This is a genomic window from Sporosarcina sp. P17b (assembly GCF_002743115.1).
GTDB lineage: Bacteria > Bacillota > Bacilli > Bacillales_A > Planococcaceae > Sporosarcina > Sporosarcina ureae_C.
This window is the reverse complement of record NZ_PDYP01000009.1, coordinates 102429-118116: the sequence shown is the minus strand read 5'-3', so window position 1 is coordinate 118116 and position 15688 is coordinate 102429. Positions and strand designations below refer to the sequence as shown.

At 40.9% G+C, this 15688-nt stretch carries 19 protein-coding genes and 1 rRNA gene; 7 read left to right on the top strand and 13 right to left on the bottom strand.

The genetic code is table 11. The annotated features are described in order from the left end of the window. From CSV76_RS11805 to rpmG, 6 genes are all read right to left on the bottom strand, one after another. Positions 1-127 (bottom strand): 16S ribosomal RNA (locus CSV76_RS11805); the annotation flags it as partial. A gap of 592 nt (positions 128-719) precedes the next feature. Beyond that, positions 720-953 (bottom strand): hypothetical protein, encoded by a 234-nt coding sequence (locus CSV76_RS11800; protein WP_099625700.1) that lies wholly within the window; start codon positions 951-953, stop codon positions 720-722. Then, positions 922-2817 (bottom strand): LTA synthase family protein, encoded by a 1896-nt coding sequence (locus tag CSV76_RS11795; RefSeq protein ID WP_099625699.1) that lies wholly within the window; start codon positions 2815-2817, stop codon positions 922-924. Before CSV76_RS11795 ends, CSV76_RS11800 begins: the two co-directional genes overlap by 32 nt. Positions 2818-2942: 125 nt before the next feature. Next, positions 2943-3107 (bottom strand): YqgQ family protein, encoded by a 165-nt coding sequence (locus CSV76_RS11790; RefSeq protein WP_369823328.1) that lies wholly within the window; start codon positions 3105-3107, stop codon positions 2943-2945. Between the two features lie 13 nt (positions 3108-3120). Continuing rightward, on the bottom strand, positions 3121-3705 hold the full coding sequence (locus tag CSV76_RS11785) for a 5-formyltetrahydrofolate cyclo-ligase (RefSeq protein WP_099625697.1): 585 nt from the start codon (positions 3703-3705) through the stop codon (positions 3121-3123). Between the two features lie 56 nt (positions 3706-3761). Next, the gene (gene rpmG / locus CSV76_RS11780; RefSeq protein ID WP_029054517.1) at positions 3762-3911 is read right to left on the bottom strand and encodes a 50S ribosomal protein L33; all 150 of its coding nucleotides are present in this window, start codon (positions 3909-3911) and stop codon (positions 3762-3764) included. A gap of 172 nt (positions 3912-4083) precedes the next feature. On the opposite strand from rpmG, the gene CSV76_RS11775 reads away from it, so the two are divergent. Further along, entirely contained in the window at positions 4084-4443 is a 360-nt protein-coding gene (locus tag CSV76_RS11775) for a hypothetical protein (protein ID WP_085426054.1), read from the top strand. Next, the gene (locus tag CSV76_RS11770; protein WP_085426053.1) at positions 4440-4889 is read left to right on the top strand and encodes a hypothetical protein; all 450 of its coding nucleotides are present in this window, start codon (positions 4440-4442) and stop codon (positions 4887-4889) included. The genes CSV76_RS11775 and CSV76_RS11770 overlap by 4 nt, the downstream gene beginning before the upstream one ends. Positions 4890-4943: 54 nt before the next feature. Here the strand turns inward: CSV76_RS11770 and CSV76_RS11765 are convergent, their stop codons facing one another. The 4 genes from CSV76_RS11765 to CSV76_RS11750 form a co-directional block, all read right to left on the bottom strand. Further along, the gene (locus tag CSV76_RS11765; protein WP_233204466.1) at positions 4944-7094 is read right to left on the bottom strand and encodes a peptidoglycan D,D-transpeptidase FtsI family protein; all 2151 of its coding nucleotides are present in this window, start codon (positions 7092-7094) and stop codon (positions 4944-4946) included. Positions 7095-7193: 99 nt separating this feature from the next. Further along, positions 7194-7802 (bottom strand): superoxide dismutase, encoded by a 609-nt coding sequence (locus tag CSV76_RS11760; RefSeq protein WP_029054514.1) that lies wholly within the window; start codon positions 7800-7802, stop codon positions 7194-7196. Positions 7803-7889: 87 nt separating this feature from the next. Further along, entirely contained in the window at positions 7890-8372 is a 483-nt protein-coding gene (locus CSV76_RS11755) for a DUF456 domain-containing protein (RefSeq protein ID WP_085426051.1), read from the bottom strand. 19 nt (positions 8373-8391) lie between these two features. Continuing rightward, a complete protein-coding gene (locus CSV76_RS11750) occupies positions 8392-10023 on the bottom strand; it encodes a Na/Pi cotransporter family protein (protein WP_085426050.1) in 1632 nt (543 codons plus the stop codon). A 242-nt stretch (positions 10024-10265) separates the two neighbouring features. On the opposite strand from CSV76_RS11750, the gene CSV76_RS11745 reads away from it, so the two are divergent. Genes CSV76_RS11745 through CSV76_RS11730 form a run of 4 tightly spaced genes read left to right on the top strand, consistent with a single transcriptional unit; the run spans position 10266 to position 12929 of the window. Next, on the top strand, positions 10266-10769 hold the full coding sequence (locus CSV76_RS11745; protein ID WP_158232797.1) for a DUF1189 family protein: 504 nt from the start codon (positions 10266-10268) through the stop codon (positions 10767-10769). Positions 10770-10815: 46 nt separating this feature from the next. Then, on the top strand, positions 10816-11160 hold the full coding sequence (locus CSV76_RS11740) for a hypothetical protein (protein WP_099625696.1): 345 nt from the start codon (positions 10816-10818) through the stop codon (positions 11158-11160). Positions 11161-11214: 54 nt separating this feature from the next. Next, a complete protein-coding gene (gene ispG, locus CSV76_RS11735) occupies positions 11215-12342 on the top strand; it encodes a flavodoxin-dependent (E)-4-hydroxy-3-methylbut-2-enyl-diphosphate synthase (RefSeq protein ID WP_085426047.1) in 1128 nt (375 codons plus the stop codon). Further along, positions 12339-12929, top strand: a complete 591-nt coding sequence (locus CSV76_RS11730) for a 5' nucleotidase, NT5C type (RefSeq protein WP_085426046.1) — start codon at positions 12339-12341, stop codon at positions 12927-12929. Before ispG ends, CSV76_RS11730 begins: the two co-directional genes overlap by 4 nt. Positions 12930-13275: 346 nt before the next feature. Here the strand turns inward: CSV76_RS11730 and CSV76_RS11725 are convergent, their stop codons facing one another. Genes CSV76_RS11725 through CSV76_RS11715 form a run of 3 tightly spaced genes read right to left on the bottom strand, consistent with a single transcriptional unit; the run spans position 13276 to position 15315 of the window. Further along, positions 13276-13692 carry a Fur family transcriptional regulator gene (locus tag CSV76_RS11725; RefSeq protein WP_085426045.1) on the bottom strand — a complete coding sequence of 139 codons (417 nt, stop codon included), beginning with the start codon at positions 13690-13692 and terminating at the stop codon, positions 13276-13278. 25 nt (positions 13693-13717) lie between these two features. Next, complete coding sequence (locus CSV76_RS11720) at positions 13718-14548, bottom strand: metal ABC transporter permease (protein WP_085426044.1); 831 nt, start codon at positions 14546-14548, stop codon at positions 13718-13720. Next, positions 14545-15315 (bottom strand): metal ABC transporter ATP-binding protein, encoded by a 771-nt coding sequence (locus tag CSV76_RS11715; RefSeq protein WP_085426043.1) that lies wholly within the window; start codon positions 15313-15315, stop codon positions 14545-14547. The genes CSV76_RS11720 and CSV76_RS11715 overlap by 4 nt, the downstream gene beginning before the upstream one ends. 99 nt (positions 15316-15414) lie before the next feature. On the opposite strand from CSV76_RS11715, the gene CSV76_RS11710 reads away from it, so the two are divergent. Continuing rightward, positions 15415-15657, top strand: coding sequence for a hypothetical protein (locus CSV76_RS11710; protein ID WP_085426042.1), 243 nt, complete (start codon positions 15415-15417; stop codon positions 15655-15657). Positions 15658-15688: the final 31 nt, after the last annotated feature.

The window sequence follows — 15688 nt, the reverse complement described above, 5'->3', positions numbered from 1 at the left end:
TTGCCCACGTGTTACTCACCCGTCCGCCGCTAACTGAAGGAAGCAAGCTTCCAACAGTTCGCTCGACTTGCATGTATTAGGCATGCCGCCAGCGTTCGTCCTGAGCCAGGATCAAACTCTCCATAATACTGACCGCCGATTCGCAGCGAATTGCGTCGACAGTTTCACTCACTTAGTCGGTCACGTACCTAAGTACGCTCCCTTCTTCGCTCGATCACTTCCTAGCACTTCACTACAACTCGACGCTCAGTGACATGAAAAATCGATTAGCTCGAGTTTCATTTGCTGGCATCAATTAAGATACTCATTTTTGTTTATGACACTGGCAAGCCAGGCATAAACTGTATTTCGTTAACGTTTTGCTGTTCAGTTTTCAAGGTTCATAAGGTTGGTCTCTCGTAAGAGGCAACTTTCTAATACTAACATCTCATTGTCTCGTTGTCAACACTTTCACTTAAAATGTTTTTCTTTATTAAGTTTGATGTTTTCGCAACTGCTCAATGCGACGCTTATAAATATACCACCCTATTTAAAAGAATGCAAGTCTATTTATTATTTTTTATAAAATAATTAATAATCCCCTTACTGTTGCGATAAAAGCACTCCTAATATATACATAAGGCTACTCTTATACAAACTTACAAGCGAAATATTAAACCGAAGTAATTCACCTACTATTCCTAAACGTTAAACTTAATGCCGTACATTTTGCTTTACTATTAATCTCCATTTACTAATTCTACAGCGGTTGTACAATTTTCAGCAACATAGGAATTTAAGTTTCCTCTATTAGAACGGACTTTATTAGCTACCCCTTTAGATGTATCCACCATAGAATTTCCATTAGTGCCCTCTAAATAATTAATTTCGTCCATAAAAAAATCTGCACGGCTTGGACAGCCGTGCAGATCATCACCAAATTTATTTACTTTCTTTGATTTCTGGACTGCCATCAGGTCTTTCTTTGAAACGAAGTAAGTCCCCATTGATGATCGTATCTGAATAGTTTAATTCAGTATTGGCACGCTCGATATATGGCTCACACTGCGATTCATCTAATGATGGTTCTCCTGTTTCGATGTCATAGCAAACTTCTTGCGCGTAAATATTCTTATCTGTAACTAGGCGTCCGTCACGGAAGATGACGAATGGTTCATGATCTGGTGAGAATAGATCGGAACCGAATTGCATATCTGCTTTTGTATCAATGCCTAGTAAATGAAGAATCGTCGGACGTAGGTCTACCTGTCCACCAAGCTCGTGCATCTCTTTACCTTCGCCAGAACCTGGCATATGGATAAACAATGGAACCTTTTGAAGCTCTGCGTTGTCAAATGGCTTAATCTCTTTGTCCATATACATACCCATTGCTTTATTATGATTTTCTGAAATACCATAATGGTCTCCGTACATTATAATGATTGAATCATCATACAAACCACTTTCTTTCAAGTCATCAAAGAATTCTTTTACTGCTTCGTCCATATAACGAACCGTCTGGAAATACTTGTTCAATGTGTTCGAATTCGATGTATATTCAGGAATTAATTTATCCTGTTCATCTAAATCGAATGGGTGGTGGTTGGTTAGTGTAATCATTCGTGTAGTAAACGGTTGCTTTATATCTTTCATCAAATCAACTGACTGATGGAAGTATGGAATATCTTTCATTCCCCAGTTCACCGCTTCGTCTTCGCCGATTGTATAGCTATCTACATCATAGAACTTCTGAACATCGAGTGCTTTGTACATAATGTCACGGTTCCAGAAACTCTTGCTGTTAGCGTGCATAACACTTGTAGCGTAGCCATTCTCTCCTAATCGTTCAGAAAGCGAGTTATATGTGTTACCACTATGCGTAAAGAAGACCGCACTACCGTTACGTCCATATAGCGAGTTTTCCACTATAAACTCAGAGTCGGAAGTTTTTCCTAATCCTGTTTGTTGATAGAAGTTATCGAAGTAAAATGTATCTTTGTCTTTTGTTAATTGATTCAAGAATGGCGTGATTTCATGTCCATCCATATCATTATTGATGACAAAGTTCTGTAATGATTCAAGCGAAACAATAATTACGTTTTTGCCTTTAGCAGAACCGAACATCTTTGGATCCGGTTGTGCGTGGTTGGCTTTTACGTAGTTTTCAATCTCCGTCAATTCCGTACCATCTGCGAATGTACGCTGTGCGTGGGATTTGGATTGAACGAATAAATCATATAGGTGGTAGTTATACGTTCCAATATTCTTAACAAGTAATTCACGATCAAAACTTCTCGTCAACAACTGCGGACGTTGCGCTTCTGCAAGCGCTAAGTTCAACATCATTAACGTAGCAGCCGCTGCGAAGTACACTTTACGTCCCATTTTACGGTTTGACTCTTGAATTGGCTCCTGCTTAGAAAAACGAATAGCCAATAAAATAATCACTACGTCAGAGAAAAAGAATAGATCTAGGAAACGTAGATTTTCCGTGATTGAAGAACTTAAATCTGCAAAGTTACTTGTCTGGAACAATAGAGGCAGTGTAATAAAGTCTGTAAAGAAACGATAAAACACAGCATTGGCGAACATGATAAATGAAGTTATTAAACTTACCGTTAAAATATATCGGTTACGTGTTTTAGTCTTTTTAATAAATAAAGCTACCCCGTAAATAAACATTAGAAATGCCAGAGGGTTAATTAATAGGATAAATTGTTGCATAGCATTATCGATTTTCATATTAAAACTGGTGAAATACCCGATATAGGTAGTCAACCAAGTTGCGATTACTGCGATAATGAGTACGGAATGCTTAGGCCATGAAAATTTTCTCATTCCATCTCTTCCTTTCGTTTCGTATAGATAGTGCTTTTTTAGTCATCATATATTTGACGTTTGATTGCGTGAATAGTTTCACATGAGATGAGGAATGAGTAGTTAGAATACTACCAGCTACTAAATCAACTCGTTTGTTCCCTTCTCAAAACAAGCAATGCTTGAATATATGTTTGCTGGTCAATAAATTGATGGTCATACAGTTCTTTGACTTCCGACTCCATCACTAAGCTGTCTTGCATTTTATTGCCTGTATAGATGATTACTCCAAAACGTTTTAGTAGTTTCATCACGTCATAAAACTCATTCATTCTTTTCACGTGCTTTCTGACAATCTATAATATGTTCTTCCGTATATATATAGGACACGGGAATATCATGTGCCTCTATATCTATATTATCGCGGATTTGGCAATCAAATGCCAGTGATATAGTTTCAAATGGAAAATTTATCAAATATCGATCGTAGTAACCGCCACCAAATCCAATGCGGTAACCAGTCTCTGAATAAACAACTCCCGGTACGATTTGCAAGTCTATTTCTTCCTGTTTTACAGATTCCGTCAATTCGTTTTTCGGTTCTTTTAAATCCATATAGACTACTTCTGTCTGGTCAAATGAATCAATCAAACGAAAATCCATTTCTCTTGTTGAAGCAATACAACGTGGAATCGCAATTCGTTTTCCAGCTTGCCAAGCGATTTCTATCAAATGATGCGTATCCACTTCCGGAAATCTTGATAACGTGATCCCGATTGTCTCTGCATACTTAAATTCATCCGAAGCAAGAACTTTTTCTACTATACTAGCTGATTTCCGTTCGTGATCAGATGGAGTTAATTGATGTAATTGCTGTATAACCTGTTTTCGAAGTTTCTGCTTTTCCACTGTACTACCTCCCGTAAGAAAAAAACCAAAACCGAAGCAGGTTTTGGTTTTACTAATTATTTTGTTTCACGGTGCAAAGTTTGCTTTTTTTCACGTGAGCAATATTTCATCATTTCAATACGTTCTGGATTGTTACGCTTGTTTTTCTTAGTAATATAATTACGCTCTGCACATTCTGTACAAGCGAGTGTTACGTTTACGCGCATTACTGTCCCTCCCACTCAATAGCTATAGATATAAGTAAAACATGAGCATGATCTATACGACTAATATATTGTACCATAGATTTACACTTTGTACAGCAGAAAGTTTCAAATATCATTCATCATTCGCTTATGGTATTATGAAGGAAACTCTAGTTATTTTGGAGGGAAAAGTATGGATATCCCCTTAATTTTACTCATAATTGGTGTATTGGCTGTCATTGCTTCCTTTTTTGTTGGGAATAGAAGACACGCGATGAATGATGAGCTGGAAAATGTTTCGATTAGTCTCCATCAAGAAACGAGTAATCTTAAAAAAAGAGTGCGGTTACTTGAAGAAGAATTGATGGTTGCGTCGCCAGCTCCAGAAACCATTGCACCTGCACCTCAAAAAACCGTTCATGCAATCATCGTCAATCAAATTACTTCACTTCACAAACAAGGCTATACAATACCGGAGATTGCAAAGCGCGCTTCACTTAGCGAACAGGAAGTAACGGAAGTACTGCATTCTAAAGGAGTGCGGTTGTCATGATCAAGGAAATATTGCGCGGCATTGGAATTGGTTGCTTACTAGCTGGTGGCATTTTGTATTTCGTACAGCAGCAAACAACTGACGGTGCTTTGCAAAAACAATTGGCCGACTCTAAAGAAGAGGTGTCGATTTTAAAAAGAGAATTGGCGATTTCTCAGACATTAACAGGAAAAGAATCGATGCGTAAACCGGAAGCTGAACAGGAAACAATTCCTGACGAAAATGAAGCAGATGAAATCGTTACAAAAAGCTTCACGGTTAAAGCCGGCATTACGCCCGCTAAGTTATCACGTGAATTAGAAAACGAAGGCTTAATAAAAGACGCTGAAGAATTCGAACTGTATATAATCGAAAATGACTATACACGGAAAATCAAAACAGGTACATATGAATTGCATTCCGATATGCGTTTTCCTGAAATCGCCAAGATATTTTTACACTTATAATAAAAAGACGAAAACCATTGGGTTTTCGTCTTTTTTTACATTCATTTCTCACTGTCATTTCTGTATTTTCACATCTGGAGTTGCACCGTCTGCTTGCGAGTTTCGCTGTCTTTTCTGTTCAAAGAATACATCCAGCGCTTCTTTCGCAAGTTCACTTGCGGTGGCAGACGGATAGCGTTTCGTATTTGTCGAAATGTACGGGACGATTACGGAATACGCGACTTCCGGCTTGTCTGCAGGAGCAAACCCTACATGGGACAAGTTGATCGTCGGAATAACGGGGTTGGATTTATTACCCGTATAGTAAAACGATTCTGCCGTTCCGGTCTTCCCTGCTCCCGTATAAGGTGCGCCTGCCAGTAATCCTGAAGCAGTACCATTTGCACCATAGTATACATAATGCATACCTTTCTTTACTTGATCAATTTCAACTTGAGAGTTTTTCAGGTGATTCAACACTTGAATAGGTGTTTCCTCGACCAACTCACCAAGTACTTCCCCATCTGGAGAAGGCTCACGGATTTCTTTCAGAATTTTTGGTGCTATTCTATTTCCGTCAGAAGCAATGGTTGCAACATATTGTGCCATTTGCAATGGCGTATACGTATCAAACTGCCCAATCGAAAAGTCGAGCAATTTTCCTGGGATGGTCTCCGTACCGGTTACCCCCGTATATTCTCCAGGTAAATCAATACCGGTCTTGACCCCCAAACCAAATGCCGCAAAGTTCTCACGGAATGTATCAAATGCTTTTACATCTATTGGCAGCCCCTGTCCTGGTCGGTAGTTTGCATTACCTAGCCCCATCGCAATGCGGAACATATAGACGTTGGAAGAACGACCAATAGCAGAGATATCATTTAGCGCCACTCGACCATTCGGATTAAATAGCGACCGCTTGTATCTACCACCAATATTGATCGGTTGGTCAATTTTTACTTCTCCGATTTTTGCAGCACCTTCATTATAGCCTGTCAGCATCGTTGCTAATTTCACTGTGGATCCCATTTCATACGCTGAAGTAAACGTTCCGAACGTGTAATCCTGTATTGCCCATTGTCCTGTCGACTCATCTTTTACAACTTTCTTACCTACCAGTGATAGAATCTCACCGTTATTCGGATCTAACATGACAAGAAACGCCGATTCCAACGCGCTTGTATTCGGACCTTGCTTCAAGCGCAATAATTTATTGGATACGACATCTTCAAGCGCTTTTTGTAAGTTGGTATCCGTAGTCAAGACTAGATCTTTTCCTGGTATTCCTTCTTTCACCGTCTTCGTCTCAACGACTTTTCCTGTACGGTCTTTGACATTTTTCACGATGGTCTTTTGACCTTTCAATAAATCTTCATAATACGACTCCAAATAACTTCTTCCTACACGATCATTACGCGAATAATCTCTTGCTAGGAAATAGTCTAAGTGGGTACGTGGAATTCCTTCTCCTGAGCTAGTCGTAGATCCGAGAATCGCACTGTCCGATTTCTTCACGCGATCCCAATCAGTGGTCGTATTGACACCGGGTAGTTGATCCAACCTTTCAGATACAACAGCAAACTCTTTATCAGTCACACCGTCACTTTTGATGATCTGAGGTGAATAAGCATACCCTGCCATCATTTCGCGATAAATTGCGAGAACTTCTAGATCTTCTGCAGATAACGCAGCTAGTTCCTCATCTGTGATTCGATCTCGTGTTAGCTGATTAATCTCTTGTTGAATTTCTTTTTGAGATTTCTTTTCATCTTTACTAAGTGCTGTTTGCTCTTCCTTAGGTACTTTGTCAGCCGCTTTTACAGGATTCAATAAAATCCAAAAATCTCGTTTGTCGCCTGTTGTTACCCGCCTAGTATCTTGATCGATCAGCTTAGAAAGTTTTCTTGCGAGCGCTAGCATCTCTTTAGTCGTCGTAGAGGATGTTTTCGTATAGGTGATGGCATTTTTAGCATCATTATCTATAAGTACTTTCCCCGTGCGGTCGAAGATTCTTCCGCGTGGTGTACTCGTATTGACCGCGATTTCCTCTGTCCGTTCAAGACTGCGCGTATAATCTTCGCCTTTAACGATTTGCATATAACCTAAACGGAATATAAGTAAGGAAAATAGGACAAAAATCGCTACAAATAAAAAATTCATTCGAAATGCAATATGTTGACGTTGACCGGTTTTTGGCGGCTCCGTCTTCTTCTGGTTTCTCTTCAACAGGAATCTCCTTTCTCAAGGTATATATGTAGTAGAATTATAGCACGAAAATAAAGAATGGCACACATCTAGACGAACTAGATGTGTGCCAGGTTTCAATTATTTATTGTCTTGGTAACGCTTTTCAACTTCATCCCAGTTTACTACGTTCCAGAATGCTGAAATGTAGTCAGGACGACGGTTTTGGTAGTTTAAGTAGTATGCATGCTCCCAAACGTCCAAACCTAGTAATGGTGTTTTACCATCCATATAAGGTGAGTCTTGGTTAGGAGTTGATGTTACTTCAATTTCACCGTTGTTCACAACAAGCCAAGCCCAACCTGAACCGAAGCGAGTTGTTGCAGCTTTAGCGAACTCTTCTTTGAAAGCGTCAAAGCTACCGAACTTCTTGTCGATTGCTTCTGCAACTTCTCCAGTTGGGTTGCCGCCACCGTTTGGTGAAAGGATTGTCCAGAACAATGAGTGGTTAGAGTGCCCACCACCGTTATTGCGGACTGCTGTACGCTTGTCCTCTGGAACTTTGTCCAAGTTTGCAACTAATTCGTCAACAGGCATGTTAAGAAGTTCTTCGTGCCCTTCTAGTGCGTTGTTCACGTTTGTTACATACGTGTTGTGGTGTTTTGTGTGATGGATGTTCATCGTTTCTTTGTCGATGTGTGGCTCCAACGCATCATATGCGTATGGTAGTTCCGGTAATGTATAAGCCATTTTCCATTCCTCCTCTAAATTATCTCTGTTTTGCCCTACCACTTCACATTATCAAAATATGAGTCAGCATTCAAAGAAAATGTACTGTTAACGGAGAAAATATAGAAAAATGACAATCATAACGACCATTAGTACGCCTTTTACTGCAACCGATGTCAAAAACCCAACAACCGAGCCGACTCCTGTTCGGAAAGCCTGTTTAATTCCCGATCGGGTGAAAATTAATTCCGCAATGATTGCACCAAGAAAAGGTCCAGCCAAAATACCAACGACCGGAATAACAAAAGGACCAACAAGCAATCCGATTGTACTTCCCCACATACCCGCCTTGCTGCCCCCGAAGCGCTTGACGCCCACTAAATTGGCGACTGTATCCGCTCCGAACAACAACACAACGAATAATATCTGAATTACCCAAAACAACCACGTTAACTCTTCAAATGAAACGAACGCGCCGTACAACAAGAAGCCTGCCAATATAAATACAACAGAAGGAATGACAGGGTAGATCAATCCGACAAACGCGATCGCGAACATAAGTATTGCCAATGTCCAACCGATCCATAACATAGCTGTCACTCCTCATTCATTATGCGTGCTTGCCTAAAATCGCTTCCGCAATATTTACTGCATGGTCACCAATTCGCTCGAGGTTCGAGACGATATCGACGAACACCATGCCGGCTTGTGCACTACAACTTCCTTCATTTAAACGAACAATATGATTTTTACGGAAGCGACGTTCCATATTATCAATTAAATCTTCTTTTTCAGAAACGACTCTCGCTAAATCTGTATCATCTTGATCCAGCGACTCAATCGCTTTTTGAACTGTTTCAATCGTCAATGTAAACATTTCTGCCAAATCGTCCATCGCATCATCTGTCAACTTTAATTTATTCGTTTCGCGTAAATCTATTAACTCGATGATGTTTTCGAAATGGTCACCGATTCGCTCGATATCCCGTACACTATCCATTAATAAAACGTGACGCCCAGATTCTGCTGGTGAAACGATAACTACGGATACTTCTACTAAATAGTCCGTAATTTTGCGATCAAGATTATTGATCGCATCTTCAATCTGATACGCAGTTTCCGCGTGTTTTTTCTGGCCAGTCTTCAAATACTCAAATGATTCTTGAAGACCTCGGACACTGAAGTCACCCATGCGGATAATTTCTTCCTTGGCTTGTCCAATCGCAACAGCTGATGATTGTGCGATAAAGCGACGGTCGAGGTGTTTCGGTTTGTACTCGATCGTGACGTCCTCGCCTGGGATCATCTTCGTAACGAGATAAGCCCAAGCACCGATGAATGGAAACTGTATAACTGTGTTCGCGATATTGAACGAACCGTGCGCAAATGCGATTTGCATCTTACTTTCGAGATTCAAGACCGACGCCATCCATTCGACGTAAGCCGTAAATGGTATGAGCAGGAGCATGAAAACGATAGTACCGACAATGTTGAATAATACGTGTACAGCTGCCGCGCGTCTCGCAGCAACAGATGCACCGAGTGCCGCAAGTACTGCAGTAATTGTCGTACCGATGTTGTCACCGAAAAGAATTGGTAGAGCGGCTTTCATTGTGACCAAATCTTCAGCGAAAAGACCTTGCAAAATTCCGACAGTCGCACTGGAACTTTGTACGATTAGTGTGAAAATTGTTCCTGCTACGACGCCGAGCAGTGAATGTTCACTCATTGCTAGTGTGAAATCAGCAAATGCTTCTAATGAACGTAGTGGCTTCATTCCGTCGCTCATTAATTCAAGTCCTAGGAACAATCCCCCGAAACCGAAGATCACTTCACCTAGGTTCTTGACTTTAGCTTTACGGACGAAGAAGATCAGGAAGGCACCGAATGCCATAATTGGTAACGCATATGCGCCGACATCCAGACCGATAATGAATGCGGTCACGGTCGTACCAATATTGGCGCCCATGATAACGCCGATCGCCTGACGGAGCGTCATGAATCCAGCACTTACCAGACCCACTGTAATAACCGTTGTTCCAGAACTTGACTGGATCAACACCGTTACGATTATACCGACAAGAACACCCATGAATGGATTGGTAGTAAAACGGTCTAGAATTGCACGAAGTCTATCCCCCGCAGCTTTCTGCAATCCGTCGCCCATGTACTTAATTGCGAATAGGAAAATTCCTAATCCCCCAAGAAATTGGAACACCACTTCTTGCCAGTTCACTTCCATTTAATTGTCAACCTCCATCAAACGTTTTATGTATGATTTCTAACTGCTCTTCACCCCTCGAAAGCTTCGTGAAGTTTCAACCTATTATGAGAGTTGTATACGTCAATTGTAAAGTACTCTACTGCAATCTTTACACCACCTTAACAAAGCGGTAATGAAATGTCATAAGAATGTCGAAATTTCTGCAAAGCCTTATGATTTAAATAAATGGTAGACTGTATGTAGAAAGGGAGGCCGGCTCCGTGAAATTCCATCAAATTTTCAAAGCTTCACTACATGAACCGAAAAAACTGGCGGCATTCCGCTTGTTATCAATCGGTAAAGTCATTCAATACATATTCGTGTTTATTTTTCTTTACACCGGCGTATCGTTTGTACAATTTGTTTTAGGAGATCACACACTATTCGAATCCTCTCCTGAGCTCGCAGAAATCGGCGAAACCATCGGCCTTTTGATCTATCCAATCGCTTTTATTCTGCAATTGGTCATTATCACGTCGTATTTATTTATTCGCATCAGTATTTTTGCTATCATAGGAGTATTGCTATTGAAACTATTGCACCGTCGTGGCGAATTCCGCTTTATGTGGCGAACAGCAGCGATTGCAGCCACATTGCCCATCTTGCTGACAATGGCTTTTGAATTTGTTCCTTCCATGCAATCATATAGCTTGTGGATCGCTTCTTTAGTACATCTACTGTATGTGTGGAGGGCCGCGGTCTATTATCCAAAACAACCGAGATGAATAGTTTACCTGTTGTCTGCATAGTGTAGAGCAGGAGGGATGTATGATGAGAATTATACTGCTTGCACTTGCTGTGTTTTGCACTGTTCACTTTGTTCGAATGGATTTAACGGAAGGGACAATCCCTCTTGCAGCCTTTTTTGAAGATGAATCGTCTTGTATAGAGGAAACGCCGAATCATTCAATTGTCATTCGAGTGGTTGAAGGTGATACAATAGAATCGTTATTCGCATTATACCCAGATCCATCTCAAAAATTTCTTGAGAGGTTGGAGCAATTTTACTCCATGAACCCTCATCTCGAACGCCAACAGTTTTTGGCTGGCGAACAAATTAAATTGCCTATCCGTGAACAAGTAGATCCTGTTTGCGAAGAAGGCGAAAAAGGATAATTCATATTCCATCTATTGATGATGGTATTTACTCATTTGAAGGAGAGAGACATAATGACTGAAATGATTCATCGTTCGAAGACCCGTCCCGTAAAAGTTGGGAACTTAACTATCGGAGGAAGCAATGAGCTGTTTATGCAAAGTATGACGACAACTAAGACACATGATGTCGAAGCGACAGTTGCAGAGATCAAACGTCTAGAAGAAGCAGGCTGCCAAATCGTACGTGTAGCATGTCCCGATGAGCGCGCCGCGTATTCTATAGGTGAAATCAAAAAGCAAATCAATATTCCTTTAGTAGTAGATATACATTTCGACTATAAATTAGCATTGATTGCAATTGAACAAGGTGCAGATAAAATCCGTATCAATCCAGGGAATATCGGTCGTAAAGAGAAAGTCGAAGCTGTTGTAAATGCAGCAAAAGCGAAAGGCATTCCAATTCGAATTGGTGTCAACGCAGGTTCACTTGAGAGAAAAATTCTTGAAAAGTACGGCTACCCTACTGCAGAAGGTATGGTTGAAAGTGCATTGCATCATATTAAGATCCTAGAAGACTTGGATTTCCACGATATTATCGTGTCACTTAAAGCTTCCGACGTGAATTTGGCAATTGAAGCGTACAAGCTTGCTGCGGCAGCATTCGATTATCCATTGCACTTAGGTATTACAGAATCCGGTACACTATTCGCTGGTTCAATCAAGAGTGCGGCAGGTCTTGGCTCCCTTCTGTCATCAGGTATCGGTAACACGATGCGCGTATCGTTAAGTGCGGATCCGGTTCAAGAAATCAAAGTAGCGAGAGAGTTACTGAAAGTATTCGGCCTATCTTCCAACTCGGCAACATTAATTTCTTGTCCAACTTGTGGCCGTATCGAAATCGATTTAATTTCCATTGCCAATGAAGTGGAAGAATATATCTCGAACATTAAAGCTCCATTAAAAGTAGCAGTTCTTGGCTGTGCGGTAAACGGACCAGGTGAAGCACGCGAAGCAGATATCGGTATCGCTGGTGCTCGTGGTGAAGGTTTGCTCTTCATGCATGGTAAAACTGTACGAAAAGTTCCAGAAGAGACAATGGTCGAAGAATTGAAAAAAGAAATCGACATATTGGCTGAAGAGTATTTCGAGAAGAAACGTCAAGAAGAAGCACTCGCAGCACAAGGTAGCGTTTCTGAATGAGGGACATTCGTTTCGGAATAGATATTGACGGAACGGTCACGACACCCACTGCCCTACTTCCGCATATCAATAAGCACTTTGGCTCTAATCTAACGCTCGCTGATATTAAAGAGTATGATTTGACGAAAGCCTTTGACGTGGATCCAACGCAGTTCGGAGAATGGTACAAAGAAACAGAAGAGCTAATTTATCAGACATCGCCTGCTCAAGAGTTTGCAAAAGAAGTATTGACGAACTGGCAAAAACAGTTTGAGTTGTATTATATTTCAGCACGCGGACGAAATGTACTAGAAACGACAACTAACTGGTTCCACGAGCAACAAATACCGTATGATCACGTAGAGTTGATTGGTACGCATCATAAAATTGAAGCGGCCAAGCAATTCAACGTTGACGTATTCTTTGAGGACAAGCATGATAATGCGGTAGGAATTCACGAAGAATTGGATATTCCAGTTTTCTTGTTTGATACCCCCTATAACCAAGAACCTATTCCTAAAGGAGTCATACGGGTAGCAAACTGGAAACAAGCTGATCAGTACGTCAGACAGTTGTTTCATGCAACCGAAATGATAAAAAGTAAATGATTGGTGGAGCATCGCATATTGCGGTGCTCTTTTTTACTGTGTGAATTCGCTATGTTCAAAATAGAACTCGATGTGCCGTAGAAGTTATGCAAGTGAAGGGGGCTAGGGCTATGAGCGGTTATGAAGCTTGATAGAGCACTCAGATAGTTTCTTAGAGCGAATAACGATATGTATAGAGCAGAAATCACATGCGTTAGAGCGGTCACAATAGTTCTATGAGCGCTTAATTCACATCAATGAGCAGAACACGCGATCTATTTATGATTTACCATTTTCCACCTGCATATTCTTCATGACAAAAGGCAGCACATCATAAACAAAATGATGTACTGCCTAGTTATTCAAACTAACCTACCTTGCACTTCGGACATCTGCCATAAATCTCAAACTTATGTCCTTCTATTTCATATTCCGACAAATTTACCGTCACACTATCCATCGGGCAAATTGGAATGGACTTCGTGCTGCCACAAGTCATACAGATGAAATGATGGTGATGGTGATCCGTCGCGCACTGCATCCGGAAAAGTCTTTCACCATTGAGTTCCGTTTCATCCAAAATCCCAAGTTTCGAAAACACGGCAAGATTTCTGTAGATTGTATCGAAACTGATACCAGGATTATCCTGCTCCACCGCCACACGAACTTCCATCGCAGTAACATAGCGGTCCGCGTCATCAAAGAAACGCAATAAAATTTCCCTATTTTTTGTCCGTTTAAAATCATATTTCAATAGAATATCCCATGCTTCATCTATCGACATATCGTTACGCCACCTTTCCTGCTTCTCATGACCGTACCTTTTTTCCAAAAAGTACTAACAGTAAAATGAACACCGACGTGACTACAATCGTTCCCCCTGGCGCGATATCTAAGTAAAACGCAGATATCAGTCCGATGACCACGGCGATTTCCCCGAATACTACCGAGTATACTAGTGCACCCTTATAGCTTTTGGCCACTTGAATAGCCGCTGCTACAGGCAATGTCATCAAAGAAGAGACTAGCAAAATTCCAACGATTCGCATCGATGCACCAATGACTAGCGCTGTGATAATCATGAACGCCGCTTGAATAACGCGTTCATTAATTCCAGACACTCTTGCATACTCTGGATCAAATGCCAGTGAAAATAACTCTTTATATAAGAAATAGATAAATGCGATGACAATAATAGCAATTAAAATGACAATGTATAAATCTTGCCGGCTCACAGCGGACACTGAACCAAATAAATAACCGACTAAATCTGTACCGAACCCTTTAGCAAGGGAAATGAATATTGCCCCAAAACCAATTCCGGCAGATAAAATGATCGGAATCGCCAGTTCTTCAAAGCTTTTATACACTCTACGCAATCGCTCAATCAATAAAGAGCCGATGACCGCTGCAGCCATCCCTAAATACACTGGGTTAAGCGCTGCAAAGAATAACACTTGCTGACTTAAATACAAACTTCCTGCAATTCCCGCAAGCGCTACGTGACTGAGTGCATCTGAGATCATCGCCATACGGCGCACGACGATAAACAGTCCAAGTAACGGAGCGATTAACCCAATAATTAGTCCCGATAAAACAGCGTTTTGTAAAAACTCATATGTGAAAATAGCTTCAATCATCTAACCGGCTCCGTTTCTTTTTGATGGAGCCGACGGATAGGATGACCATACCAGCCTGACAATTCAGCCTCACTCATTTTTTCATAATCCGCATGGACACCATGGAAGTGGATGGAACGATTCAAGCATGCAATATGTGTAGCAAGCTTCGTTACAACATCAATTTCATGTGTCACAAGCAAAATCGCTATTCCGTACTCACGATTCAATTCGCTTAGCATAGAATAAAAGGATTCAACATTCTGTCTATCAATTCCAACTGTCGGCTCATCCATGATTAGTAAATCGGGATGGCTTACGAGAGCTCTTGCTATAAAGACACGTTGTTGCTGACCGCCTGATAAATCACCGATGCTTTCATCTTTGCGGTCCGCCATTTTCACTACATGCAACGCATCGATCGCTTGCTGTTCATCCTCTTTATTGAAACGCTTGAACAGTCCTTTTTTACTCGTTAAGCCGCTTTTCACGACTTCCAAGACCGTCGCTGGGAATTTCGTCGTAAAAGCGTTGGACTTTTGAGAGACGTAGCCGATTCGTTGCTGTTGGTTAAAAGAATCTATAGGCCCGCCAAACAGTTCAATTGTTCCTTGGGAGGGTTTCAGCAACCCTAATATGATTTTTAATAATGTAGATTTACCCGAACCGTTTGGACCAATTAATGCCCAAAACTCTCCTTGTTTCACTTCTAAACTAACATCAGAAAGCGCAGTGGAATGGTTAAACTTATGCGTAATATGCTCTAAGTTAATAATGGAATTTGTCATATACATATCCCTTCCTTCAATTCGTAATCATTCCGATTACTTTATGAATTATATAGCAATCCATGGAGGGATACAACCAATTGAAAGGAATTGATGATAATGGATTTACTTCAGTTAATTCAGCAAATGAAACAATTGCATGATCAGGAGGCAGTAAATTACGCATACAGTTATGGTGTTGAATTGTCGATCGCAGAAGTGCAGCAATTACGTCCGCTGCTGGATGAAATATCCATCGCGTGGCTTTTTACCGGCATCCCACAAAAATTTATTGAAAAAGTAGCTTCTGTCATCGGCTACGAGAAAACGATGCTGTACTTAGAACAGCATAAACTGCAATAGAAAAAAGCGTTGCGAATACGCAACGCTTAAA

What these genes read in the sequence shown, in the direction of transcription:
- CSV76_RS11790 (WP_369823328.1), bottom strand. Translation starts at nt 3,107, where the DNA reads ATGAAACTACTAAAACGTTTTGGAGTAATCATCTATACAGGCAATAAA.
- CSV76_RS11750 (WP_085426050.1), bottom strand. Translation starts at nt 10,023, where the DNA reads ATGGAAGTGAACTGGCAAGAAGTGGTGTTCCAATTTCTTGGGGGATTA.
- CSV76_RS11795 (WP_099625699.1), bottom strand. Translation starts at nt 2,817, where the DNA reads ATGAGAAAATTTTCATGGCCTAAGCATTCCGTACTCATTATCGCAGTA.
- CSV76_RS11710 (WP_085426042.1), top strand. Translation starts at nt 15,415, where the DNA reads ATGGATTTACTTCAGTTAATTCAGCAAATGAAACAATTGCATGATCAG.
- CSV76_RS11760 (WP_029054514.1), bottom strand. Translation starts at nt 7,802, where the DNA reads ATGGCTTATACATTACCGGAACTACCATACGCATATGATGCGTTGGAG.
- CSV76_RS11800 (WP_099625700.1), bottom strand. Translation starts at nt 953, where the DNA reads ATGGCAGTCCAGAAATCAAAGAAAGTAAATAAATTTGGTGATGATCTG.
- CSV76_RS11730 (WP_085426046.1), top strand. Translation starts at nt 12,339, where the DNA reads ATGAGGGACATTCGTTTCGGAATAGATATTGACGGAACGGTCACGACA.
- CSV76_RS11725 (WP_085426045.1), bottom strand. Translation starts at nt 13,692, where the DNA reads ATGTCGATAGATGAAGCATGGGATATTCTATTGAAATATGATTTTAAA.
- CSV76_RS11770 (WP_085426053.1), top strand. Translation starts at nt 4,440, where the DNA reads ATGATCAAGGAAATATTGCGCGGCATTGGAATTGGTTGCTTACTAGCT.
- CSV76_RS11755 (WP_085426051.1), bottom strand. Translation starts at nt 8,372, where the DNA reads ATGTTATGGATCGGTTGGACATTGGCAATACTTATGTTCGCGATCGCG.
- CSV76_RS11775 (WP_085426054.1), top strand. Translation starts at nt 4,084, where the DNA reads ATGGATATCCCCTTAATTTTACTCATAATTGGTGTATTGGCTGTCATT.
- CSV76_RS11715 (WP_085426043.1), bottom strand. Translation starts at nt 15,315, where the DNA reads ATGACAAATTCCATTATTAACTTAGAGCATATTACGCATAAGTTTAAC.
- CSV76_RS11740 (WP_099625696.1), top strand. Translation starts at nt 10,816, where the DNA reads ATGAGAATTATACTGCTTGCACTTGCTGTGTTTTGCACTGTTCACTTT.
- ispG (WP_085426047.1), top strand. Translation starts at nt 11,215, where the DNA reads ATGACTGAAATGATTCATCGTTCGAAGACCCGTCCCGTAAAAGTTGGG.
- rpmG (WP_029054517.1), bottom strand. Translation starts at nt 3,911, where the DNA reads ATGCGCGTAAACGTAACACTCGCTTGTACAGAATGTGCAGAGCGTAAT.
- CSV76_RS11720 (WP_085426044.1), bottom strand. Translation starts at nt 14,548, where the DNA reads ATGATTGAAGCTATTTTCACATATGAGTTTTTACAAAACGCTGTTTTA.